Source organism: Thiemannella venezuelensis (assembly GCF_014203605.1).
Classification (GTDB): domain Bacteria; phylum Actinomycetota; class Actinomycetes; order Streptosporangiales; family Streptosporangiaceae; genus Planomonospora_A; species Planomonospora_A venezuelensis.
In genome coordinates this window covers 213,255-236,646 of the sequence record NZ_JACHJJ010000007.1, presented here as the reverse complement: position 1 = coordinate 236,646, position 23,392 = coordinate 213,255, and the positions used below count along the sequence as shown (strand labels likewise).

Sequence of the window (23,392 nt, the reverse complement as noted above, 5' to 3'; positions counted from 1 at the left end):
GCCGGCACGGGTGTGGCGGCCGGACGTGGACCGGTGGGACCGTGCCGACCACACTGTCGATCATGCCGTCACCACGGAGCGCCGCCGTCGGCGCCTGCCTGCTGCTCGCTCTCGCGGGGCTGTCCGCGACCGCCCCGGCCGCCAGGAGGCCCGGAGCGGGCGTTGCCGGGGCGCTCCGGACCGCCGGAGCGTTCCCGGCCGCCGAGGTCTCCGGGAGTACGGGGCCGGTTGAGACGACCCGGCCGGTCGGAACGGCGGACCCGGCCGAGACGGCCCGGCCGGCCGGGGGAACAGGAGCCGCCGGAGACTGGTGGATCCTGCCGGCGCCGTCCCTCGCGCCCCGCGCCGAGATCGAGGACGTGGCCGTTCCCGCCGGTGACGACATCTGGGTGAGCGGAAGAGAGCACGTCGCCGGCTGGTCGCCCGTCCACGACCGCTCCACCCCGGTGACGCGGCAGCGGACCTGGTTCGGCTGGCGGAAGGCCGACCCGCTCGGTTACGGCGACACGCAGGTGCGGGTGGAACTGGAGGCGGGCAACGCCGCGGACCTCTGGATCGCCTCGATCGAAGGCCCCGTGCTCCGGGCGGCGCACTGGGACGGGTGGAACTGGAGGCGGAGGGACCCGCCCGACAGAGCCGGACGGCAGACCCTCGCAGGACTGGCGGTCAGGGACTCCCACGCCTGGATGAGCGTCTCCGACGAGGACGGGCGGACCAGCAGGCTGTACCACGGCACCGGGCTCGACGGCTGGGGCGGGTGGACCGAGCACGAGCCGCCGGGATTCCGCGTGCGCCTGCTCGGGGCCGGACCCGGCGGTGAGCTCTGGGCGTACGGCACGCAGACCGGGGATGCGGAATCACCCGCGCGCCTGGCCTACTGGGACGGCTGGTCCTGGCACGGCATGCCGCTCCCGCCGCCGGCCTTCAGGCCGGAGGCGATCTCCGTCCGCTGGGCCGCCGAAGTCTGGATGGCGGGCAGCGAGGCGCCGCAGGACGGCTCGGACAGGGTGGGGGCGCTGTTCCACTGGGACGGCCGCGCCTGGGGGCGGGCGGAGCTTCCCGAAGGGGTGGGTCCCCTGACGGATGTGGTGGCGATCGGAAGCCACGAATTCTGGGCGACGGGCATGGACGCCGCCGACCCGGCCAGACCGCTGATCCTGCAGTGGATCCTGGGGACCTGGGAACGGGCGCCCGTGCCGGAGCCGCCGGGCGCGAACCGGGTGGAGATGCGGGAACTGGTCGTCGTCCCCGGCACCTCGATCCTCGTCGCCGCAGGCCACAGCGACCGGGCACCGGTCATCGTCACCAACGCCCGGGCGCCGGGCACCGGCGGGCTCGTGGAGGCCCCCGCCCGCCCTCGGCGCACCGATGCCGCGCACGTCCCGGCCATGCGCGGCATCCACTGGTGACCCCTGAAGGTCTTTGCCATGGTCGTCTCCTTTCGGCGGGCCGCATACCCGTCCCGCCGTGACCTATCCACCGGTCCGGGGGACGGGTGGGGAGGAGTTTGCCCAGGGTAAGCCGCCCGTCGGTGCGATGTCTCGCTTGCGAAGGAGCAGCCGAAATGTCCGACCGGATCGCCGACCCGTGGGGGAGGCGCACGCCGTACGGCCCGCCCGCCCCGCTGGAACGGCTCGTCGCGACCCTGCCCGGAGGGCTCAGGGACCTGCTCCCCGGCGGTCTCGGCCGCCGCAGCCCCTGGCCGGTCCGGGTGGACACGTTCCTGCGCGCAGGAGGAACCTGTTCGTGGTGGTCCAGGACCTCTTCCTGACCGAGACCGCCCGCCTGGCCGACGTGGTCCTCCCCGCCGCCTGGGGTGAGAAGCAGGGGACCTTCACCAGCGCCGACCGCACGGTCCACCTCGCGGACAAGGCCGTCGAGCCGCCCGGGGAGGCCCGCTCCGATCTGGACGTCTTCCTCGACTACGCGCGGCGGATGGACTTCCGGGACAGGGACGGCGCACCGCTCATCACCTGGCACGACCCGGAGTCGGCGTTCGAGGCGTGGAAAAGGTGCTCGGCGGGCCGCCCGTGCGACTACACCGGCCTCACCTACGGCATGCCGCGCGGCGGCAGCGGGATCCAGGTCCCCTGCACCGCGGCGGCGCCGCGCGGCTGTACGCCGCCGGGCGCTTCCACACCGACCCGGACTACTGCGAGACCTACGGCCACGACCTGCTCACCGGGGCCGAGCGCACCGGGGAGCGGTACCGCGCCGAGGCGCCCGGGGGACGGGCCTTCCTGCACACGGTGCCGTACCGGCCGCCGTCCGAGACGACGAGCCAGGAGCACCCGACGGTGCTGACCACCGGCCGCACCGTCTACCACTTCCACACCCGCACCAAGACCGGCCGGGCCGCCCAGCTGAACGCCGCCGCCCCCGAGGTGTGGGCGGAGATCAACCCCGAGGACGCGGCCGCGCTGGGCGTGGCCGAGGGCGACCTGCTCCGCCTCGACTCGCCCCGGGGAGCGGTGCAGGCGCGGTCAGGAACGGGGCGACCGGCCGGGACCTCCGCGGCCCCGGAGCGGCCCGGGGAACGGACGCGGTCCGGACCGCGGGAGACCTCCGCTCCGTCACGGCGATTCGGGGAGGGCTGACCCGTGCATCTCGCCCACTACCTCGGGCTGCTGCGCCGCTCCCAGAACGAGCTGGCCGGCGCGTGAGGCCGGGGACGAGCCCGAGCGGCTGCACTCCGCGCTCTTCTCCGGCACCCGATCCGGTCCCCTCGGGCTCCTGCACGACCTGTACCTCATGGTCGCCGAGTGCGATCTGTCCTGGAGCCTGATCGGGCACGCCGCGCAGGGCGCCGGGGACACCGGGCTGCTGGAGGTCGTCGGCAGGTGCGAGGGCGAGACCGCCACCCAGCTGCTCTGGGTGAGCGGCCGGATGAGGCAGGCGGCCCCGCAGGCGCTGGTCGTGGCCTCCTGAGCGCCGCCCGCGGGCCCTGCGCGGCGTCGTCCGGCGCCGTTTTTCTGCTGCGAGGAGAGTCGCTCACAGCAGATCCCCATGCCCGGACGCGCCGCGATGGACGACGGTTGGTGGCGGGGCCGCCTTCCCGGCCCCGGTATCCGAGGAACGGAGAATCACCACCATGGACAAGCCGTCCGCGGCCGTGGGCACGCTCGACGACCAGTTGACCGCCCGCCTGCTCTCCGAACGCATCATCGTCCTGGGCACCGAGGTCGACGACCGGGTCGCCAACCGGATCTGCGCCCAGCTGCTGCTGCTGTCGGCGGAGGACCCGCACCGTGACATCAGCCTCTACCTCAACTCTCCCGGGGGATCGGTCCTGGCCGGACTGGCGATCTACGACATGATGCGGCTGATCCCCAACGACGTGAGCACGCTGGCGATGGGCCAGGCCGGCAGCATGGCCCAGTTCCTGCTGTGCGCGGGGACGACCGGCAAGAGGTACGGCCTGCCGCACGCCCAGATCCTGATGCACCAGGGGTCGGCGGGCCTGGGCGGAACGGCGGCCGACGTCGAGATCTACGCCGCGCAGCTCGACCGGATCGGGAACCTGATGAACGCGCTCATCGCGCGGCACACGGGGCAGAAGGCGGAGAGGATCGCCCAGGACGGGCTGCGCGACCGGTGGTTCAGCGCCCAGGAGGCGCTGGACTACGGAATGATCGACCACATCGTGGAACACGTCGACGACGTACGGCCGGCCGCGGCCCTGCGGAACGCGGAGGCGTGAGCCGATGAGCCAGTACATGATCCCGACGGTGGTGGAGAAGTCCCCGCGGGGCGAGCGGGCCTTCGACATCTACTCGAGGCTGCTCTCCGAGCGGATCATCTTCCTCGGCACCGTGATCGACGACGGCGTCGCCAACGTGGTGATCGCCCAGTTGCTCCACCTGCAGGCGGAGGACCCCGACGCCGAGATCAGCTTCTACATCAACTCCCGGGGCGGCTCGTTCAGCGCGCTGACCGCGATCTACGACACGATGCGGTACGTCCGGCCGGACGTCGCGACCCTCTGCGTGGGGCAGGCGTCGTCCGCCGCGGCGGTCCTGCTCGCCGCGGGCGCGGCGGGCAAGCGCTCGGTCCTGGCCCACGCCAAGGTGGTGCTGCACCAGCCGTCGAGCTACGAGGGATCGTTCGACGTGGCCCAGGGCACCCTCCCCGACCTCGCCGTCCAGGCCCACGAGGTGGCCAGGCTGCGGGCCGAGATGGACGAGATCCTCAGCAGGCACACCGGCCATCCGGTGGACAGGATCAGGAAGGACATCGACCGCCACAAGACGCTCACCGCCCGCGAGGCCGTCGGCTACGGCCTCGCGGACCAGATCATCACCACCGCGAAGACGGGCCCGGCCCACCGGACCGGCGCGTGGTGATCACGCGGCCAGGCAGACGGTCTCGCCGGGGCCGGGCCGGGGCGGTGCGACCGGCCGGGCGGCCGGCGCCGGCCGCGTGCTCCGGACGGGGCGTGCGGCGGCCTGGTCGCGGACGACGGCCATCAGCAGGTCGGGCAGTTCGACGTCGAGCGCGTCGCAGAGCGCGGCCAGGACCTCGGAGGAGGCCTCCTTGCGGCCCCGCTCCACCTCCGAGAGGTAGGGGAGCGAGACCCTCGCGGCCAGCGCGACGTCCGCCAGGGTGCGGCGCTGCTCCAGCCGCATCCGGCGCAGCGTCCCTCCCAGGAGAGCCCGGAGCAGCGCCTTCGGCCGCCGCGCGGGTCCTCGCATGGAGATCACGTTCCGGTCCGTCATCAGGCCCCTCTTCCCGGCGGTGGCGGCGATCCGCAGCGGATCGTGGAGTTCTCCCAGATATAGCCCTGATACCGGTGTCCGGGGAGGCGATTTCGCCGCCGGCGCACTCCACGCGGTGCCCCGGCCGGACCGCTGGGAGAGTCCGGCCGGACGGGCGCCCCGCACCCGGACGGAGCAGGCGGTCCCGCGGGCCGGCCGTGGTCTCCCGGCCCGCCGCCGTGGTCCGCCGGACGACCGTTGGCTAGCGTGGAGCGGACGGGGGACGCCGTGCCGGAGACACCGAGGGAGTCACGATGGACATCATGGAAGTGATCGACCAGGCGAAGGACAACGCCACCGTCAGCCGCGTCTTCGGCGAGCCGATCACCCGTGAGGGGGTGACGGTCGTCCCGGTCGCCAAGATCGCCAGCGGCGGGGGCGGCGGCAGGGGCAGGCAGGAGGGCGGGGACCGCCCGGGGGAGGGCGCCGGGGGCGGGTACGGCCTCAGCGCGACCCCGGCCGGGGTGTTCGTCATCAAGGACGGCGAGGTGCGCTGGCAACCCGCGATCGACGTCAACCGGATCGTGCTGGGCGGCCAGATCGTCGGCGTCGTGCTGCTGCTCACCGTCCGCGCGATCGTGCGGATGAGCCTCAGGAGGCGCAGGGGCCGGCGCGGCTGAGCCCGGAGGCGGCACGCCCGCGGCGTCCCGCCCGGGAACGGCGGGGCGCCGCCCGGGTGCGGTGGCCGGTACGGCCCGTACCGGCCACCGCACCCGGGCGTGCCGTCATGCCTGGTGGACCTGCTCCCCGCCGACGAAGGTCATGGCCACCTTCGCCCGCCAGATGTCGGCCTCCGGCTCCAGGAAGGGGTCCCGGTCCAGGACGACCAGGTCGGCGCGGTTGCCGGCCGCGATGACGCCCGCGTCGTCGTCGTGGTTGATCCAGGCCGACCCGGCCGTGTACGCCGTCAGCGCGGTGGCCAGGTCCAGGCGCTGCCCCGGCAGGAACGGTGTCTGCGCCGTCGGGTAGTCCGCGTGCACGGAGCCTCCCGGTTCGGTCCGGTTGACCGCGACGTGCATGCCCTGGATCGGGTCGGCGTTGGAGACCGGCCAGTCGCTGCCCGCGCAGAACCGGGCGCCCGCCCGGAGCAGGTCCGCGAACGGGTACTGCCAGGCCGAGCGCTCCTCGCCGAGGAACGGCATGGTCAGCTCGTCCATCTGGGCGTGGTGGGTGGCCCAGAGCGGCTGCAGGTTGGCGGTCACGCCGAGCCTGGCGAAGCGCGGCACGTCGGACGGCTCGACGATCTGCAGGTGCGCGATGTGGTGGCGGTTGACCGGGTCGGTGCCCTCGAAGCTGTCGAGCGCCTCACGGACGGCCCGCTCGCCGATGGCGTGGAAGTGCACCTGGAAACCGTGCCGGTCCAGCTCGGCGACGTACCCCTTCAGCAGCTCCGGGTCCACGTAGGACAGCCCGGTCCCGCCGCAGCGGCAGTACGGCTCGATCACCGCGGCGGTGAAGTTCTCGGTGATGCCGTCCTGCATGATCTTCACCGAGGTCGCCCGGAACGTCTCCAGCCCCTCGGCGGACCTGCGGCGCGCGACCAGCTCCTCGATCTGCTCGGCGCCGCGCGCCCGGTCCCACCAGAGCGCGCCCACGACCCGGGCCCTGAGCCTGCCGGAGGCCGCCGCCGCGACGTAGGTCGGCAGCTGGTCGTCCGAGCCCGCGTACGAGCCGACGATGGCGTCCTGCCAGCCGGTGACGCCCAGCGAGAACAGGTGCCGCTGGGCGTCCAGCAGCGCGTCCATCAGGTCCCGCTCGGTCGGGCGCGGGGTGAGCAGGCCGACCAGGTCCATCGCGCCCTCGTGCAGCACGCCGCTCGGGGTGCCGTCGGCGTCGCGCTCGATCCGGCCGTCGGCCGGGTCGGGGGTGTCCCGGGTGATCCCGGCGAGCTCCAGCGCGCGGGTGTTCACCCAGGCGGCGTGGTGGTCGCGCTGGATCAGGTAGACCGGCCGGTCGAGGAAGTCGAGCTGCGAGCGGTGCGGCAGGCCGCCGGGGAAGGCGGACATGTCCCAGCCGCCGCCGTCGATCCACCCGTGGTCCGGACGGGCCGCGGCGTAGTCGTGGATCCTCGAGACGTAGGCGTCCAGGCCGTAGACCTCGGACAGGTCGCACTTCGCCCGCTCCAGCCCCGCCTGCACCGGGTGCATGTGGGAATCGGTGATGCCCGGGACGAGCAGGCCGCCGCCCAGGTCCACGCTCTCGCAGCCGGGGGCCGCCAGCCGTACCACGTCGGCCTCCGCGCCCGCGGCGGCGATGCGGCCCCTCCGGACGAGCACCGCCTCGGCGAAGGCTCCGGCGGCCAGGAACGCCCGGCCGCCGCGGAACAGCAGGTCCGTCATGCCCTCACCGCCGGGGCGGGGGAGTCGGGCAGGTGGGTCACGGTCTCTCCTCGTCTGTACGGGGTCGTCGGTACGGCGTGTCTCCCACGCGGGCGGGTTCCGTGCGGGCGCCGGGGCGGCTCCCGGCCGGTCCCGCCCCGCCCGGAGCCGGGTCAGCGGCCGGTGATGGCGTCGGCCACCCGCGCCAGCACCGAGGTGCGGCCGAGCCCGGCCTTCTCCCGGGCGTCGGCACGGCGGTAGAGGTCGTACATGGTGTGCACGCCGAGCCAGCGCAGCGGCTCGACCTCCCAGCTTCGCACCCTCCGCCCCACCCAGGGCAGCCGGGTCAGCTCGGTCTCCTCGCCCAGGACGAGGTCGCGCAGGGTGCGGCCGGCGAGGTTGGCGGTGGTCACCCCGTGCCCGGTGTACCCGCCCGCCCAGCCGATCCCGGTGGCGCGGTCGAGGTGCACGGTCGCGCACCAGTCGCGCGGCACGCCGAGCACCCCGGACCAGGTGTGCGCGACCTTCGACTCCGCGACCGCCGGGAACATCCCGGTCAGCAGCTTCCACAGGGCCTCGACGGTCCAGGAGTGGGTGCGGCCCCGGTCGTCGACGCGGGAGCCGTACAGGTAGGGCTTGCCGCGCCCGCCGAACGCGATCCGGCCGTCGGCGGTCCGCTGCGCGTACATGTAGTAGTGGGCCATGTCGCCGAGCAGTTCGCCGCCCTCCCAGCCGATGGAGTCCCACAGCCCGCCCAGCGGCTCGGTGACGATCATCGAGCTGTTCATCGGGAGCCAGGCGCGGTGGTACTGCCGCAGCCCGGCGGTGAAGCCCTCGGTGGCGCGGATGACGTGCTCCGCCCGGACCGTTCCGTACGGCGTGCGCGCCGTGCGCGGGGCGATCTCGGTGACCGGGGTCCGCTCGTAGACCTCCGCCCCGAGCCTCCGTACGGCCTCCGCCAGCCCCAGCACCAGCTTGGCCGGCTGGATGCGGGCGCAGTGCGGGCTCCAGACGGCGTTCACCGCGCCGCTGACCCGCAGGCGCTCCTCCCGCTCGGCGGGCTCCAGCAGCCGCACGTCGTCCTCGGTCCAGCCCCAGCGGCGGGCGTGCGCCAGCGACGCGTGCAGCCGCCGGTCCTGGGCGGCGTTGGTGGCGACCGTGGTGACGCCGCCCTTGACGACGTCGGCCTCGATCCCCTCGGCCCCGGCGGCGGCGACGACCTCGTCGACGGTGTCGAACATCACCCGCTGGAAGCGCCTGGCGGCCTCCTCCCCGTGGGTCCTGGCGTAGCGCTCGGGGGTGCCGGCCAGCTCGCCGACCAGCCAGCCGCCGTTGCGCCCGGACGCGCCGTACCCGGCGAACTCCTTCTCGAGCACGACGACGCGCAGGTCCGGACGGGCCTTCTTCAGGTAGTACGCGGTCCACAGTCCGGTGTAGCCGGCGCCGACGATCGCCACGTCGGCCTCGATGTCGCCGTCGAGGGGGGCGCCCGGGGCGGGCAGGCCCGAGGAGCGGAACCAGAAGGAGACGTCTCCGTTCACGAAGCCGTCAGACAGGGGAACACACGTGCTCATGGCCACATATCCTGCTATATCCGTCAATCCGGCCGCAGCTTCGCACGGAAACCGTTGCAGAACCGCGTCATGAGTGATCTTTCAGGACGTAACGGCGACCTCACTCCGGTGTAGCGGTGCCGTAACAGGGGTGCGCCACGCTTACTCCGTGACGGAGGGAGCGTTCTGATGGGATTCCTGAGGATCCGTACAACGGTGGACGAGCGGCCCGGACGGCTGGCGTCCCTGGCCGCCGCGCTCGCGGAGAAGGGCGGCAACATCCTCGGCCTGAGCGTCCACCCGGACACCGACGGCACGGTGGACGAGTTCGTCGCCGAGATCCCGGCGGCTCCGGAGGCCGTACGCGAGGCGCTGGAGGCGGCCGGCGGGCGCCGGGTCCAGGTCGTGCCCGCCACCGCCCACGAGCTGACCGACGAGCCCACCCGGGTGCTCCTGCTCGCCTCCCGGCTGCGCGCCACGCCCTGGCGGCTGCCCGAGCTCCTGGGCGAGCTGCTCCGCGCCGACGACGCCCGCTGGGTCTACGGTTCGGACATGAGCGACCTGCCCGACCCGACCCTGCTGACCGTCCCGATCGCCCCGCGGCGGTCGATCCGGCTGCGCCGCAGCGAGCTGCCCTTCACCCTGACCGAGGCCGCCCGCGCCGCCTCCTTCGCACGGCTGGCGCAGCCCGCGGCCGACCCGGTGAGCTCCGCCGATCGGGTGGTCAGGCTGGCCGACGGCACCGAGACCCAGATCAGGCCGCTCACCCGGCTCTACCGCGAGGCGGTGCGCGACCTGCACGACCGCTGCTCGCCGGAGACCCGCCGCTTCCGCTACTTCACCGCGATGCCCGCGCTGCCGCCCCGCGTCTTCGACCGGCTCTGCGACCGCACCCGCGGCCACTCCCTGGTCGCCGGGCACGACGGGCAGGTCGTCGCGCTGGCCAACCTGATGTTCACCCCCGACCCGGGCATCGCCGAGATGGCCTTCCTCGTCGAGGACCGCTGGCAGGGCAGGGGGCTGGGCGCGGCGCTGGCCAGGATGGTCGTCACCGAGGCCCGCGACCTGGGCTTCGCCGAGGTGAGGGCGACCCTGCTCTCGGACAACGCGCGCATGCGCAGGCTCCTGGCCTCGCTCGGCGCCACCCTGAGCCGCACCGACGACCCCGGGGTGGTCGAGGCCAGGCTGGCCGTAGGCGTGATGGCGGCGGCGTCCCCGAGCTGACCCATCACCCGGCCCCCCGATCCGGGAGAGCTCAGGGGCTCCCGGATCGGGGGCCGTCCATGCCGGAGCCCGCGTCCCGGCAGGCGCCCGCGCCCGGGGCCGCGCCGCGGAGGACCGCCCGCACCGGGGGCGTGCGGCAGGGCGGTCATCCCTCCCGCGCCACGGGTCCCCCGGGCTCTCCGGGCTCCTCGGACCTCCCGGGATCCCCGCGGTCCGGCGGTGCGCCCAGGGCGTCCAGCCGCCGCTCGATCCGGTCCAGGCTCTCCTGGATCCGGTCCAGCCTCGCGCCGGACGACGGCCCTCCGGAGAAGAACGCCTCCTCCACGCTCCCGCCCCGATGCCGGCGCCCGCCCCGGTGGAGGAGCTCGATCACCTGCGCCCGCACGGCTCCCAGCTCCAGCCCCTGCCCGGTGAGGACCCGGGCCGCGAGGCCCTCCCCCTCGCGGATCAGTCCGAGCAGGATGTGCTCGGTGCCGATGTAGTTGTGGCGCAGGTTGAGCGCCTCGCGCAGCGACAGCTCCAGCACCGCCTTGGCGCGAGGGGTGAACGGGATGTGGCCGGGCGGCCCGTGCGACCCCTGCCCGATGGTCTCCTCGACCTCCTGGCGCACCTGCGCGAGGCTGACGTCGAAGGCCTGCAGGGTGCGGGCCGCGACGCCGTCGTCCTCGCCGACGAGGCCGAGCAGGATGTGCTCGGTGCCGATGTAGTTGTGGTTGAGCCGCCTGGCCTCCTCCTGTGCCAGGACCACGACACGGCGGGCACGGTCGGTGAAGCGCTCGAACACGGGGGCCTCCGAGAGGGGGATCGAGTTGCCCTTCACCCCACTATGCGTCAGATCGCCCGGTCGGCGGGAGCGCGCGCTGCTCCGGGATCCCGCCCGTCCCCGGTCGTGTCCCCGGGGAGCGGCCCCTTCCCGCCGTCTCACGGCACCGCGACGGCGCGCCCGCCGGCGGTCCCGCCGCCCGCCGGCGCCGAAGGCGGACGAGTGATCAGGGAGAGCGGAGACGCGGGACCCCCGCTGCGGGGGACCGGCCTCCGATCAGGAGAACATGACATTTTCATGTTAGATAACGGGCCGATCTCTGTCCGTCGGAGAGGGAGATGCATAAGGTCGCGGCATGTCGATCCACTCCTTCATCGATGCGCTTCCCAAGGTCGAGCTCCACGTCCACCTCGTCGGCTCCGCCTCCGTACCGACCGTGCTGGAGCTGTCCCGCCGTCATCCCGGCAGCGGCGTGCCGACCACGGAGGAGGAGCTTCGGGCCTTCTACGTCTTCCGGGACTTCACGGATTTCGCCGCGGTCTACCAGGCGGTCAACGCCCTGGTCCGCGAGCCCGAGGACGTGGCGACCCTGGTGACCGGCCTGGCCGGGGACCTGGCCGGGCAGAACGGGCGCTACGCCGAGGTGACGGTCACGCCGTACGCCCACCACGTCGCGGGCATGCCGATGAGGGCCGTCACCGAGGCGCTGGACATCGCCGCCCGGAGCTCCTTCGACGAGCACGGGGTGCGGATCGGCTACATCTTCGACATCCCCGGTGAGTGCGGTGCCGAGGCGGCCCGGGTCACCCTGGACCACGCCCTGCAGGAACCTCCCCAGGCACTGGTAGCTTTCGGCCTGGCCGGGATCGAGCAGGAGCGCGTGCGCCACCGGGACGCCTTCCGGGACGCCTTCCGCGCCGCCACCGCCGCCGGCCTGCACAGCGTCCCGCACGCCGGGGAGATGACCGGCCCCGAGACCGTCTGGGAGGTCGTCGGCCACCTCGGCGCCGAGCGCATCGGCCACGGCATCTCCTGCCTGGACGACCCGCGTCTCGTCGCGCACCTGCGCGAGGCGCAGATCCCCCTGGACGTCTGCCCCACCTCCAACGTCTGCACCGGCCAGGTCGCCCGCATCGCCGAGCACCCGCTCCCGCGCCTGCTCGGCGAGGGCCTGTTCGTCACCCTCAACAGCGACGACCCGCCCATGTTCGCCACCACCCTGACCGGCGAGTACCGCATCGCCGCCGACGTCTTCGGCCTCGACCGCGCCGCCCTGGCCGCCCTGGCGCGCAACGCCGTCACCGCCTCCTACCTCGGCTCCGCGGCCAAGCGGGACCTCCTCGCCGAGATCGACGCCCTCGCCTGATCCCGCCCGCCGGCCGGTCCGGGGCCGCTCGCGGCGGCGCCCGACACGTCGGCCACGGCCCGGTCCCGTCCCCCGCCGCCGCCGTCTCCGCCGTTATCGTGACTGTGTGTAATCGGCGAGTGTGCCGAGTGGCGGAAGTGGTGGCCGGCGTCGGACCGGCCGGTCGCGAAGGAGGAGGGGTGCCCCGCAACCATCCGGACGTCACGCACCCGGCTCCTCCGCGCCCGGGCGTCACGGCGGAGCCGCCCGGGGCCCGGCCCGGGCGGGGCGCGCCCGTCTCCGGCCTCCTCGTACGGCGCCGCCGCCCGATCCTGTGGCTCGCCGCCCTCGGCGTCGTGCTGGCCGTGCTCGCCGGGCACGACGTGCACGACCGGCTGGTCCCCGGCGGTGCGACCGCCTCCGGCGCGGAGTCCGGGCGCGCGGCGGAACTGCTGGCGAAGGGGTTCGGCGCGGGCGACCCGCACCTCGTCCTCATCGCCAGGGGAGCGCAGCCGGTGGACCGCGCGCCCGCCGCGGCGGCCGGGAGGGCCGTGGCGGCGCGGCTCGCCCGCGATCCCGCAGTCGCCCGCGTCACCTCCTACTGGCACACCCGCTCACCCGGCCTCCGCAGCAGGGACGGGCGGGCCGCGCTCATCCTGGCCCGCCTGCGCGGCGACGACAGAGGGCAGGTCGCCGCGGCCGCCCGCCTGGCGGCCGCCCTGGCCGGCGCGCACGGGCCGCTGACCGTCTCCGTCACGGGGGAGGCGCAGGTCAAGGCCGAGACGCAGAGCCGCAGCGAGCAGGACCTCCGCACGCTGGAACTCATCACCGCCCCGCTGACCTTCGCGATCCTGCTGCTGGTCTTCGGCAGCCTCACCGCCGCGGTGCTGCCGGTCCTCGTCGGAGTGTCCGCGGTGGCCGGGACCATGGCGGTGCTCCGCCTGCTCACCGAGCTGACCGAGGTCTCCGTCTTCGCGATGAGCCTCGCCAGCGCCCTCGGGTTCGCCCTGGCAGTGGACTTCAGCCTGTTCATCGTCACCCGCTTCCGCGAGGAACTCGCGGGCGGGCGCGACGCCGCGGACGCGATCCGGGTCACCATGCGCACCACCGGCCGGGCGGTGGCCTTCTCCGCGGTCACCGTGGCGCTGTCCCTGGCCGCGCTCCTGCTCTTCCCGTTCATGATGTTCCGCTCGGTCGCCCTCGGCGGCATCACGGTGACCCTGCTGGCCGCGGCCGGGAGCCTGGTGGTGCTCCCGGCGCTGCTCGCCGTCCTCGGCCGGAGGGTCGACAGCCTGGCCGTGCCGGGGCCCTGGCGGGCCGGGCGGAGCCGTACGGCGGGCGGCTGGTTCCGCCTGGCCATGGCCGTGATGCGCCGCCCCCTGACCGTCGCCGTCCCCGCGGTCCTGCTGCTGGCCGTCCTGGCCGCGCCCTTCCTCGGGGCACGCTTCGGGGTCTTCGACGACCGGCTGCTCCCGCCGCAGGCGCCCGCCGCGCGGGCCGCCGAGGAGCTGCGCCGGGACTTCGACGCCCGCGGCAGCGTCTCGGCGACGACGGTGGTGCTGCCCGGCCTGGCCGCCGGCGCCGCGGGCGGTACGGCCCACCTGTCGCTGGACGCCTACGCGCGGAGCCTGTCGGCGGTGGCGGGGGTGCACCAGGTGGAGACCGCCACCGGCGCCTACGCCGGCGGCAGGTTCACCGGCCTGCCCGCCGGGCCGCCGGAGCGTTTCACCGGCCCCGCCGGGACGTGGCTCTCGGTCGCCACCGCGCACGAGCCCTACTCGGTGGAGAACAGCGAGCTCGCCGGGCACCTGCGCGCCGTGCCCGCGCCCGCGGAGGCGCTGGTGGGCGGCCCCGGGGCCCAGCTGCGCGACATCCGGCTCGCCATCGCCGGAGCCCTGCCCCCGGGGCTCGCCCTGGTCGCGCTGACGACATTCGCGCTGGTCACCGGGCTGACCGGAAGCGTGGTCCTGGCCGCCAAGGCCCTGCTGCTGAACGTCCTGAGCCTCGGCGCGACGTTCGGCGCGCTGGTCCACGTCTTCCAGGAGGGCCACCTGCGCTGGCTGGTCGGCGGCTTCACCCCGACGGGCACGACCGACGTCCTGGTGCCCGCCCTGATGTTCTGCATGGCCTTCGGGCTCTCCATGGACTACGAGATCTTCCTGCTGTCCCGGATCACCGAGGAGTACCGGCGGACCGGGAACACCGTCACCGCGGTGGCCCTGGGGCTGGAGCACACCGGCCGCCTGTTCACCTCGGCGGCCGTGGTCTTCGCCGTGGTGATGGCCTCCCTGGCGACCTCCGGCCTGGTCCTGCTCAAGATGGTCGGGGTGGGCCTGGCGCTGGCCGTACTCCTGGACTGCACGCTGATCCGCGCGCTGCTCGTCCCCGCCGTCATGCGGCTGGCCGGCCGCGCGAACTGGTGGTCCCCGCGGCGGCCGCCCCTCCCGGCGCCGGCGTGGTTCAGAGGCCGAGCGCGGACAGCACCTGCCGCAGGTCCCAGTACGCGCGCACCGAGCTGATCCGCCGGTCGCCGCCGACCCGGTAGACGAAGACGCCGTCGTAGCGCGCCTCGGCGCCGCCGGGGAACCGGATCGCCACCGAGGCCACGACCGCCGCCTCGTCGCCCGCCGGATGCACGGCGGCGACGTCGAAGCGCACGTCGTTGGGGGCGACGGTGAGCTCCCAGAACCGTTCGAGGGACTCCCGCCCTGTCAGTCCCGTCCCCTCCGGGTCCAGCGGCGAACCGCCGACCGGGTCGTGGAGCACGGCGTCCGGGGCGTAGCAGGCGAGCCAGGCGTCCCGGTCGCCGGCGCCGACGGCCTCCATCGCGGCGAGCGCGGCGGCGGCCGCCGGGTGGGTGGTGTTCATCGGGTGCCTCCAGCGGAACCGTTTGCTTGACGCGTGTCAAGCTAGGGCTATGATTGACACGTGTCAAGCACGCGACCGCGCATCCTCGAGACCGCCGGGCGGCTCATCGCCGAGCACGGGACCGGGTTCACGATGGCCGACGTAGCCCGTGAGACCGGTGTCTCACGCCAGGCGGTCTACCTGCACTTCGCCTCGCGGGCGAGCCTGCTCATGGCCCTCGTGCGGCACATGGACGACGCCGACGGCATCCGCCCGCGCTGCGAGCGGGCGCTGGCCGCCCCGGACCCCGTCGAGGCCCTGCGCGCGTTCCTGCTCGCCTGGCTCCGCTACGCGGACCGGATCCGCCCCGTCGCCTCGGCGCTGCTGGCCTCCCGCCGCGACGACCCCGACACCGCGGCGGCCTGGGACGACCGCATGGGCGAGCTCCGCCAGGGCTTCCTCGCCGCCACCCGGAGACTGGACGGGTCGGGCCTGCTCCGGCCCGGTCTGGGGCCGGAGGCCGCCGCGGACCTGGCCTGGGCGATGACCTCCGTCCCGGTCTGGGAGCAGCTCACGATCGACCGCGGCAGGAGTGCCCGCGACGCCGAGGCGCACCTGCTCGACGCCGTCACCGCCGCCCTCACCTGCCGCCGGCCTCCTCCCGCGCGGGGCTCAGCGCGCCGTCGCGGCGTCCCCCGCCGCGCGCCGCCCGCCCCCCGCTCCGGCAGGTCCGCCCCGGCCGTGCCTCTCCGCCAGGCCGTGCCTCTCCGCCCAGGCGGTGATCGCCGCGGCGATGGCCTCGGGACGGTCCTCCGGCGCGTGGTGGCCGGCCGGGCCGCAGTGTTCGATCTCCAGCGCTGCGATGTTCGCCGCGCACCAGGCGGCCGTCTCCTCCTTGACGAGCAGGGTCGGCGAGGAGTCGAAGGTGAGCAGCAGCTTGGGGACGCCGTCGCTGCCCGCGAGCCATGTGCCGTAGCGCTCGATCCGTCCGGCCACGTCGGCGGGCTCTCCGTCGAGCGGCAGCGAGCGCGCCCACTCCAGCAGCGGACGGCGGCTCTCGCGGGTGGGGTACGGCGCCCGGTACGGCTCCATCTCCTCCTCGCTCAGGGGCGTCAGCACCCCTCCGGTGAACGCGGTCTCCACCAGGAAGTTCCGGTCGAGGACCAGAGCCTCGCCCTGCGGGCCCCGTACGGCCTCGGCGCGGGAGCGCGGGCCGTCGCCCAGCTCGCGCCAGGACATCGGCCGGACGAAGGTCTCCAGGAAGGCCGCGCCGCGGACGCGGCCGGGGTGGCGGGCCGCCCAGTCGAAGGCGAGCGCTCCGCCCCAGTCGTGGCCGACGAGCACCACGTCCTCCAGCTCCAGCAGGTCGAACCAGGCGTCCAGATAGCGGGCGTGATCGGCGAAGCGGTACGGCCCGCCGGGCTTGCCGGAGCGGCCCATGCCGATGAGGTCGGGGGCGAGCAGCCGGGCGGGCCCGCCGATGCCGGGCAGCACGTTGCGCCACAGGTGGGAGGAGGCGGGGTTGCCGTGCAGGAAGACGAAGGAGACGCCGCTCCCGCTGTCCTCGCGGTATCCGGTGTCCTCGTAGTGCATCGCCGAGTCGAGCACGTCGATCGAAGGCATGGGCGCCCCTCTAATTGTTAGTGCGACTAACGTTCGTCACGCGAACGAACTTATATCGTTAGTCGGGCTAACGCAACGAGGTAGGATCGCCGGCATGAACAGCAGCGCGTCCGGCATGGCAGACCCCCTGGGCGGGGAGGCCGCCCCCGCCCGGCTGCGGAACCTGCCCACCCGGCTGCTGGCGCTGACCGCGCTGCACTCCGACCGGCTGGTGACGGAGGGACTGGCCGGTGCGGACGCCCGCCAGTGGCACTACGCCGTGCTCGCGACGCTGCAGGAGTTCGGCCCGGCGAGCCAGGCGGAGCTGAGCCGCCGCACCCGCATCTACCGCAGCGACCTGGTCACCGTCATCAACGAGCTGGCCGAGCGGGGCTTCGTGGAACGCGCGCCCGACCCCGCCGACCGCCGCCGCAACGTCATCACCATGACCGGGCAGGGCCGGCGCCGGCTGCACAGGCTCGACGAACTGCTCGCCGCCATCGGGGACGACGTGCTCGCCCCGCTGAGCCGGGAGGAACGCCGCCAGTTCACCGACCTGCTCACCCGCCTGCTGGACCACCACGGGAGATCCCGCCACCGGGACGCCTGAACCGGTGACGGAAACGGTGTGCCCGATCGGAGTCGTACAGGTCCCGTGCGATCGCCGGGCGCTCGGCGTGCACCCGGCGCTCGGCCTCCCGGGCGTACCCCTGGGAGGTCAGCTCGGCGATCCGCCGCCGGGCCTGCCGCGGGGTGCTCCCTGGCGGCGCCGGTGCGAGGGACGGGGTCAGGGCGAGGAGATCCGCCCCAGAGAGGCAGGGATCTTCGACGCCGACGCCCGGTCCAGCAGGAACAGCGTGCGCTGCCGCCCGCGCGCCCCCGCCGCCGGGACCTGCACCGGCCCCGACTCCGACAGCGCCAGCCGTACGGCCCCCGCCTTGTCCGAGCCCGCCGCGACCACCCACACCTCACGCGCTCCCTGGATCACCGGCAGCGTCAGCGAGATCCGGGTGGGCGGCGGCTTGGGGGAGCCGTGCACGGCCACCACCGGCCGGGTGTCGTGCAGCGCGGGCATCTCCGGGAACAGCGACGCGACATGCGCGTCCGGGCCCATGCCCAGCAGCAGCACGTCGAACGAGGGCGCCGGGCCGTGGTCCTCGGGCCGCGCCGCGCGGCGCAGCTCCTCGGCGTAGGCGTCGGCGGACTCCTCGGCCGTCATCCCCGAGTCGGGGCCGCGCATCACGTGCACGCGGTCCGGGTCGAGGTCGACGTGGTCGAGCAGGGCCTTGCGGGCGCCGGTCTCGTTGCGCTCGGCGTCCCCGGACGGCAGGAAGCGCTCGTCGCCCCACCAGATGTCCAGGTTCCGCCAGTCGACGGCGTCGCGGGCCGGGCTGGCGGCGATCTCGGCCAGCGTGGCGATGCCGACGGACCCGCCGGTCAGGACCAGGGACGCCGAGCCCTTGGCGGACTGCGCGTCGACGAGCCGGGTGATCACCCGGGCGGCGACGGCCCTGGCGAGCATGTCGGCGTCGCGGTGGACGACGACGTTGGGAACACTCACTGCACGCTCTCTCTGACTCGGGGATGATCCGGGCCTGCGACCTGCCCGGGTTCGGACCGCGACCGGCGGGCCCGAGGGCTCACGTCCGGCCGGGTTCCGGGTTCACGACCGGACGGTCTTCGAGACCCGCCGGATCGCGGCCTCGTAGACCTCGTCGGGGTCCAGCCGCCGCAGCTCCTCGGCGATCAGCTCCGAGGTCGGGCGGCGGGCCAGGGCGACCTGCCGGTCCGGCTGACCCGGGCGGGACAACGTGGCCAGCCGGGCGTCCGAACGGGTGATGGCGATGTCGCCGTCCGCGGTGGAGAGCACCACCCTGGTCAGGCCGGGGCCACCCGACTCGGTGACCTTCACCGGGGCGCCGAGCCGCTCACCGAGCCAGGCGGCCAGCAGCGGGGCGCTCGGGTGACCGGCCGCGGCCTCCACCACGCCCTTCTTCACCTTGCCCACCGGCTGGTCGAACGCGGCGGCCAGCAGACTCCGCCACGGCGTCAGCCGGGTCCAGGCCAGGTCGGTGTCACCGGGGACGTAACTGCGGGTACGGCTCGCGAGCACCTTCACCGGCTCGGCCGCGGGCCGGGCGTCGACGATCCGGCGCTGGGCGAGCGCCCCGATGGGATCCTTGGCGGGCACGTCCGGGCACTCCCGCGGCCACCAGGCCACCACCGGGGTGTCGGTGAGCAGCAGCGGGCTGACCACCGAGTCGGCGTGCCGGGTGAGCTCGCCGTACAGGCGGAGCAGGATGACCTCGCCCGGTGTGGACTCGCCGACGCGCAGCTCCGCGTCCAGCCGGTTCGGTTCGGCGGGGTCGCGCGCGATGACGACCAGGATCCGGGAGGGGTGCTCCCGGGCGGCCTCGGTCGCGGCGCGCACCGCGTCGTACTGCTCGCCCTCGTCGCAGACCACCACCAGCGTCAGCACCATGCCCACCGCCGGGCTGCCCATCTGGTGGCGCAGATGGGTGAGCTGCGAGGAGATCTTCGAGGCGGTCGTGTCGCTGAGCATGAAGCTCGTCATCTGCGGCCTCCTGCGCGCATCGCCGTCACAGCCTCCTCCAGACGCGCCCGTCGCGGGCCATCATCTCGTCCGCCGAGGCGGGACCCCAGGTGCCGGCCGGGTAGTCCTCCGGCACGCCCTGCGAGGCCCAGAACTCCTCGATCGGGTCGAGGATCTTCCATGAGAGCTCGACCTCCCGCTGGTGCGGGAAGAGCGGCGGGTCGCCGATCAGCACGTCCAGCAGGAGCCGCTCGTAGGCCTCCGGCGACGACTCCATGAACGACTCGCCGTAGGCGAAGTCCATCGAGACGTCCCGGACCTCCATCGCGGTGCCCGGCACCTTGGAGCCGAACCGCACCGTGATGCCCTCGTCCGGCTGGACCCGGATGACCAGCGCGTTGTGCCCCAGGATCTCGGTGTCGTCCTTGCTGAACGGCAGGTGCGGCGCCTTCTGGAAGACCACGGCGACCTCGGTCACCCGGCGGCCCAGCCGCTTGCCGGTGCGCAGGTAGAACGGGACCCCGGCCCAGCGCCGGTTGGCGATCTCCAGCTTGATGGCGGCGTAGGTCTCGGTGATGGAGTCGGCGGGGATGCCCTCCTCCTCCGCGTAGCCGATGACCTGCCGGCCGCCCTGCCAGCCCGCGGCGTAGCGCCCGCGCGCGGTCGAGAGGGACAGGTCCTGCGGCAGCCGCACCGCCTTGAGGACCTTCTCCTTCTCCCGGCGCAGCGCGTCGGCGTCGAAGGAGGTCGGATCCTCCATCGCGACCAGCGCCAGCAGCTGGAGCAGGTGGTTCTGGATCACGTCGCGGGCCGCGCCGATGCCGTCGTAGTAGCCCGCCCGGCCGCCGATGCCGATGTCCTCGGCCATCGTGATCTGGACGTGGTCGACGTACCCGCGGTTCCAGATCGGCTCGAACAGGTTGTTGGCGAACCGCAGCGCCATGATGTTCTGGACGGTCTCCTTGCCCAGGTAGTGGTCGATGCGGAACACCGAGCTCTCCGGGAAGACCGCGCTGGTGATCGCGTTGAGCTCGTGGGCGCTCTTCAGATCGTGCCCGAACGGCTTCTCGATCACCACCCGGCGCCAGGCGGCGTCCGGGCCGTGCGCGAGGTCGGTCCGCTTGAGCTGCTCGACCACGACCGGGAAGAACTTCGGCGGCACCGACAGGTAGAACCCGTAGTTGCCGCCGGTGCCCCGGGTCTCGTCGATCTCCTTGAGCATCATCGCCAGCGCGTCGAACGCGCCGTCGTCGGTGAACTCGCCGGGGCAGAAGAAGATGCCCTCCGAGAGCTGCTTCCAGACCTCCTCGCGGAACGGCGTGCGCGCGTGCTGCTTGACCGCGTCGTACGTGAGCTTCGCGAAGTCCTGGTCGGCCCAGTCGCGGCGGGCGAAGCCGACCAGAGAGAAGCCCGGGGGCAGCAGCCCCCGGTTGGCCAGGTCGTAGATCGCCGGGAGCAGCTTCTTGCGCGCCAGGTCACCGGTCACGCCGAACAGCACCAGCACGCACGGCCCCGCCACCCGCGGCAGGCGCTTGTCGCTCGGGTCGCGCAGCGGATTGGCCGCCACCACCGCCTCGGTGGTGGCGGCGACCGCTGCGGTCGAGGCGGCGAGCACCGCCTCCTCGGCGTGCGCCGCCGGTTCGGTGCGCGTCGGCGGCTCGGTGAGCGCCCCCGGGCTTCCCTCTGTCATCAGACCTCCCGCGCTGCCGCGAGCAGGCGCGCGACCCCGGCCGCGCGATCGGTCAGGTGCAACCGTACGGCCGGCCGGTCCCGCTTGACCAGCGCGCCCTGGTCGCCCAGGGCCTGGGCGAGCTGGAGGCGGCCCAGCGTGTACGGCTTGCCGGGCACCTCGAGGTCGGCCTCGTTGGCCCCGGTGATCTGCAGGAACACGCCGTTCTGCGGACCGCCCTTGTGGTACTGGCCGGTGGAGTGCAGGAACCGGGGGCCCCACCCGAAGGTGACCGGCCGCTCGGTCCTGATCGCCATCAGGCTGCGCAGCGTGGCCGGGTCGGCCGCGCTCCAGGCGTCGGTCATGGCCTCGAAGGAGGCGCCCTCGGCCACGGGCGCGTCGAACGCCGCCTCCCGGTCGAGGTAGGCCATGATCGTCAGGTAGCCGTCCCCGGGGACGGCCTCCAGCAGCCTGGTGAGCACCTCCGGCAGGTCCTTGGCGCCGTCGGCGAGCGCGCCGTACACCTCGACCGGGCCGTCGACCAGCGCCGGCGTGCCCGCCGGGAGCTCGCCGGCGGCCAGCAGCGCGCCGGTGTTCTCCTTGGACTCGGTCACGTTCGGCTGGTTGAACGGGTCGATGCCCAGGACCCGCCCGGCGATGGCCGTGGCGTACTCCCAGACGAGGAACTGCGCGCCCAGCGGGCCGCTGACCGTCACCGCGCCGTCGGACTCGATCCCGGCGACCAGCTCGTCGGAGGCCTCGTTGGGGTCGGCGCCGACGACCGGCAGGATGCCCTTGGCGGACTTGCCGGTGGACTCGGCGACCAGCTGCTCGATCCAGTCGGGCAGGCCGTTGATCTCCGACATGCTGTCCTCGAGGAGGAGCTTGTCGCGCCCGGCGAGCGCGGCGGCGCCCAGGGCGGCGCCGAGCTCCAGGCCGGGGTTGCCCTCGGCCTGGGCGAGCAGCGGCCGCACCGCGGCGGCGTCGTCGAGGAGCTTCTCGACGTCGGCCCCGGCCAGCGCGCTGGGCACCAGGCCGAACGCCGACAGCGCGCTGTAGCGGCCGCCCACGTTGGGGTCGGCCAGGATGACCGGGTAGCCCGCCTCGATCGCCGCCTGCTCCAGCGGCGAGCCCGGGTCGGTGACCACGACGATCCGGTCGGCCGGGTCGATCCCGGCGTCGCGGAAGGCCTTCTCGTAGATGCGCCGGTGGCTGTCGGTCTCGACCGTGCCGCCGCTCTTGCTGGCCACCACGACGATGGTCCGGTCGAGCCGGTCGGCCAGGGCGCGGCGGACCTGGCCGGGGTCGGTGGTGTCGAGCACGGTCAGCGGCACGTCGGCGGTGGCGCAGATGACCTCGGGGGCCAGGGAGGAGCCGCCCATCCCGGCGAGGACCACGTGGTCGAGGCCCTCGGCGCGGGCCCGTTCGACCAGCTTGCCGATCTCGGGGAGCAGTTCCCTGCTGGTGAGGGGGAGGTTGAGCCAGCCGAGCCGGACGGCCGCCTCGGCCTGCGCCTCCTCGCCCCACAGGGTGGCGTCGCCGCCCGAGAGGGCCTCGTGGACCCCCTCGGCGACGAGCCGCCGGACCGTCTCCGCGGTCTGCTCGGCCAGGGCGTCCTCGTTGAACGTCACGGACGTCGTAGGTGCTGCCATGCGGTTCACGCCTTCCGGAGTTCGGCGCTGACGGTGGCCAGCAGCTCGGTCCAGGACGCCTCGAACTTCTCCACGCCCTCCTCCTCCAGCCTCCGCACGACGTCGTCGTAGTCGACGCCGATCTCCTTGAGCGCGGCCATGGTGTTCCAGGCCCGCTCGTAGGAGCCGCGGACGGTGTCGCCGGTGATCTTCCCGTGGTCGGCGACGGCGTCGAGGGTCTTCTCCGGCATGGTGTTGACCGTGCCCGCCGTGACCAGCTCGTCCACGTAGAGGGTGTCGGGGTAGCTGGGGTCCTTGGTGCCGGTGGAGGCCCACAGCGGGCGCTGGGGGCGGGCCCCGGCGGCCTGCAGCGCCTGCCAGCGCGGGGAGTTCACGACCTCCTCGAAGGCGGCGAAGGCCAGCTGCGCGTTGGCGACCGCGGCCTTGCCCTTGAGCGCCGCCGCCTCCGGCGAGCCGAGCTTGTCCAGGCGCTTGTCGATCTCGGTGTCGACGCGGCTGACGAAGAAGGAGGCCACCGACTCGATCGTGGACAGGTTCAGGCCGGCGGCCCTGGCCTGCTCCAGGCCGGTCAGCCAGGCGTCCATCACCGCGCGGTAGCGCTCCAGGGAGAAGATCAGCGTGACGTTGACGCTGATGCCCTCCGCGATGGCCCGGGTGATCGCGGGCAGGCCCTCGACCGTCGCCGGGATCTTGATGAACAGGTTGGGCCGGTCGACCATCCACCACAGCGCGCGCGCCTCGGCGATGGTCTTCTCGGTCTCCCTGGCCAGCCGCGGGTCCACCTCGATGGAGACGCGGCCGTCCACGCCGCCGGTGGCGTCGTAGACGGGGCGCAGCACGTCGGCGGCCCAGCGGATGTCGTAGGTGGTGATCGCGCGGACCGCCTCCTCCACGTCGACGCCGCGGATGGACAGGTCGTGCAGCTGGGTGGTGTAGGCGTCGCCCTTGCTCAGCGCGGAAGCGAAGATCGTCGGGTTGGAGGTGACGCCGACCACGCTCTTGTCGCGGATCAGGGCATCGAGGTTGCCGGTGCGCAGGCGCTCGCGGCTGATGTCGTCCAGCCAGATGGACACGCCGTGGCCGGAGAGGTTCTTCAGGATCTCACTCATGA

The 23,392-nt window shown here is 73.9% G+C and carries 21 protein-coding genes and 3 pseudogenes; 13 read left to right on the top strand and 11 right to left on the bottom strand.

Annotation, left to right across the window (positions count from 1 at the left end; translation table 11 throughout):
• The first annotated feature begins 62 nt into the window (after positions 1–62).
• From FHS22_RS13535 to FHS22_RS13515, 7 genes and pseudogenes are all read left to right on the top strand, one after another.
• Positions 63–1,409, top strand: coding sequence for a hypothetical protein (locus FHS22_RS13535; RefSeq protein ID WP_184941589.1), 1,347 nt, complete (start codon positions 63–65; stop codon positions 1,407–1,409).
• Positions 1,410–1,564: 155 nt separating this feature from the next.
• Positions 1,565–1,771 (top strand): hypothetical protein, encoded by a 207-nt coding sequence (locus FHS22_RS37985; protein WP_260407931.1) that lies wholly within the window; start codon positions 1,565–1,567, stop codon positions 1,769–1,771.
• Positions 1,747–1,857 (top strand): annotated as a pseudogene (locus FHS22_RS39600) (molybdopterin-dependent oxidoreductase); the annotation flags it as partial. The gene FHS22_RS37985 and the pseudogene FHS22_RS39600, both read left to right, overlap by 25 nt.
• A gap of 146 nt (positions 1,858–2,003) precedes the next feature.
• Complete coding sequence (locus FHS22_RS13530; RefSeq protein WP_377296236.1) at positions 2,004–2,597, top strand: molybdopterin dinucleotide binding domain-containing protein; 594 nt, start codon at positions 2,004–2,006, stop codon at positions 2,595–2,597.
• 154 nt (positions 2,598–2,751) lie between these two features.
• On the top strand, positions 2,752–2,928 hold the full coding sequence (locus FHS22_RS37305) for a hypothetical protein (RefSeq protein ID WP_221473591.1): 177 nt from the start codon (positions 2,752–2,754) through the stop codon (positions 2,926–2,928).
• Between the two features lie 163 nt (positions 2,929–3,091).
• The gene (locus tag FHS22_RS13520) at positions 3,092–3,700 is read left to right on the top strand and encodes a ClpP family protease (RefSeq protein ID WP_184941587.1); all 609 of its coding nucleotides are present in this window, start codon (positions 3,092–3,094) and stop codon (positions 3,698–3,700) included.
• 4 nt (positions 3,701–3,704) lie between these two features.
• Positions 3,705–4,343 (top strand): ClpP family protease, encoded by a 639-nt coding sequence (locus FHS22_RS13515; protein WP_184941585.1) that lies wholly within the window; start codon positions 3,705–3,707, stop codon positions 4,341–4,343.
• Here FHS22_RS13515 and FHS22_RS13510 read toward each other — a convergent pair whose 3' ends face one another.
• Entirely contained in the window at positions 4,344–4,715 is a 372-nt protein-coding gene (locus tag FHS22_RS13510) for a helix-turn-helix domain-containing protein (RefSeq protein ID WP_221473590.1), read from the bottom strand.
• Positions 4,716–5,008: 293 nt separating this feature from the next.
• Here FHS22_RS13510 and FHS22_RS13505 point away from each other — a divergent pair, with 293 nt between their 5' ends.
• Entirely contained in the window at positions 5,009–5,374 is a 366-nt protein-coding gene (locus FHS22_RS13505; protein WP_184941583.1) for a spore germination protein GerW family protein, read from the top strand.
• 105 nt (positions 5,375–5,479) lie between these two features.
• On the opposite strand, the gene FHS22_RS13500 is transcribed toward FHS22_RS13505, so the two are convergent.
• Positions 5,480–7,093 (bottom strand): amidohydrolase, encoded by a 1,614-nt coding sequence (locus FHS22_RS13500; RefSeq protein WP_184941581.1) that lies wholly within the window; start codon positions 7,091–7,093, stop codon positions 5,480–5,482.
• A gap of 152 nt (positions 7,094–7,245) precedes the next feature.
• Positions 7,246–8,646: an NAD(P)/FAD-dependent oxidoreductase gene (locus tag FHS22_RS13495; RefSeq protein ID WP_184941580.1), complete on the bottom strand. Its 1,401-nt coding sequence runs from the start codon at positions 8,644–8,646 to the stop codon at positions 7,246–7,248.
• Positions 8,647–8,814: 168 nt separating this feature from the next.
• Between FHS22_RS13495 and FHS22_RS13490 the strand changes: the two genes are divergently transcribed.
• The gene (locus tag FHS22_RS13490) at positions 8,815–9,849 is read left to right on the top strand and encodes a GNAT family N-acetyltransferase (protein ID WP_184941578.1); all 1,035 of its coding nucleotides are present in this window, start codon (positions 8,815–8,817) and stop codon (positions 9,847–9,849) included.
• Positions 9,850–10,194: 345 nt separating this feature from the next.
• Here the strand turns inward: FHS22_RS13490 and FHS22_RS13485 are convergent.
• Positions 10,195–10,633, bottom strand: a pseudogene (locus tag FHS22_RS13485) (Clp protease N-terminal domain-containing protein); the annotation flags it as partial.
• A 334-nt stretch (positions 10,634–10,967) separates the two neighbouring features.
• Here FHS22_RS13485 and add point away from each other — a divergent pair.
• Complete coding sequence (gene add / locus FHS22_RS13480) at positions 10,968–11,978, top strand: adenosine deaminase (RefSeq protein WP_184941576.1); 1,011 nt, start codon at positions 10,968–10,970, stop codon at positions 11,976–11,978.
• A 179-nt stretch (positions 11,979–12,157) separates the two neighbouring features.
• Positions 12,158–14,476 (top strand): MMPL family transporter, encoded by a 2,319-nt coding sequence (locus FHS22_RS13475; RefSeq protein WP_184941574.1) that lies wholly within the window; start codon positions 12,158–12,160, stop codon positions 14,474–14,476.
• On the opposite strand, the gene FHS22_RS13470 is transcribed toward FHS22_RS13475, so the two are convergent.
• On the bottom strand, positions 14,418–14,825 hold the full coding sequence (locus tag FHS22_RS13470) for a nuclear transport factor 2 family protein (protein WP_184941573.1): 408 nt from the start codon (positions 14,823–14,825) through the stop codon (positions 14,418–14,420). The genes FHS22_RS13475 and FHS22_RS13470 overlap by 59 nt on opposite strands.
• A 60-nt stretch (positions 14,826–14,885) precedes the next feature.
• On the opposite strand from FHS22_RS13470, the pseudogene FHS22_RS39595 reads away from it, so the two are divergent.
• Positions 14,886–15,029: pseudogene (locus FHS22_RS39595) on the top strand (TetR/AcrR family transcriptional regulator); the annotation flags it as partial.
• Positions 15,030–15,476: 447 nt separating this feature from the next.
• Here the strand turns inward: FHS22_RS39595 and FHS22_RS13455 are convergent.
• Positions 15,477–16,427 carry a haloalkane dehalogenase gene (locus FHS22_RS13455; protein ID WP_184941570.1) on the bottom strand — a complete coding sequence of 317 codons (951 nt, stop codon included), beginning with the start codon at positions 16,425–16,427 and terminating at the stop codon, positions 15,477–15,479.
• Between the two features lie 94 nt (positions 16,428–16,521).
• On the opposite strand from FHS22_RS13455, the gene FHS22_RS13450 reads away from it, so the two are divergent.
• Positions 16,522–17,016, top strand: a complete 495-nt coding sequence (locus tag FHS22_RS13450) for a MarR family winged helix-turn-helix transcriptional regulator (RefSeq protein WP_260407907.1) — start codon at positions 16,522–16,524, stop codon at positions 17,014–17,016.
• 177 nt (positions 17,017–17,193) lie between these two features.
• On the opposite strand, the gene pgl is transcribed toward FHS22_RS13450, so the two are convergent.
• The 5 genes from pgl to tal all read right to left on the bottom strand — a co-directional run bounded on the left by pgl (position 17,194) and on the right by tal (position 23,390).
• Complete coding sequence (gene pgl, locus FHS22_RS13445; RefSeq protein WP_184941568.1) at positions 17,194–17,967, bottom strand: 6-phosphogluconolactonase; 774 nt, start codon at positions 17,965–17,967, stop codon at positions 17,194–17,196.
• A 102-nt stretch (positions 17,968–18,069) separates the two neighbouring features.
• Entirely contained in the window at positions 18,070–18,981 is a 912-nt protein-coding gene (gene opcA / locus FHS22_RS13440) for a glucose-6-phosphate dehydrogenase assembly protein OpcA (RefSeq protein ID WP_184941566.1), read from the bottom strand.
• A gap of 25 nt (positions 18,982–19,006) precedes the next feature.
• A complete protein-coding gene (gene zwf, locus FHS22_RS13435; protein WP_260407906.1) occupies positions 19,007–20,650 on the bottom strand; it encodes a glucose-6-phosphate dehydrogenase in 1,644 nt (547 codons plus the stop codon).
• Positions 20,650–22,281, bottom strand: a complete 1,632-nt coding sequence (locus FHS22_RS13430) for a glucose-6-phosphate isomerase (protein WP_184941564.1) — start codon at positions 22,279–22,281, stop codon at positions 20,650–20,652. Before FHS22_RS13430 ends, zwf begins: the two co-directional genes overlap by 1 nt.
• Before the next feature lie 5 nt (positions 22,282–22,286).
• Positions 22,287–23,390 (bottom strand): transaldolase, encoded by a 1,104-nt coding sequence (gene tal / locus FHS22_RS13425; protein WP_184941563.1) that lies wholly within the window; start codon positions 23,388–23,390, stop codon positions 22,287–22,289.
• Positions 23,391–23,392 lie beyond the last annotated feature (2 nt).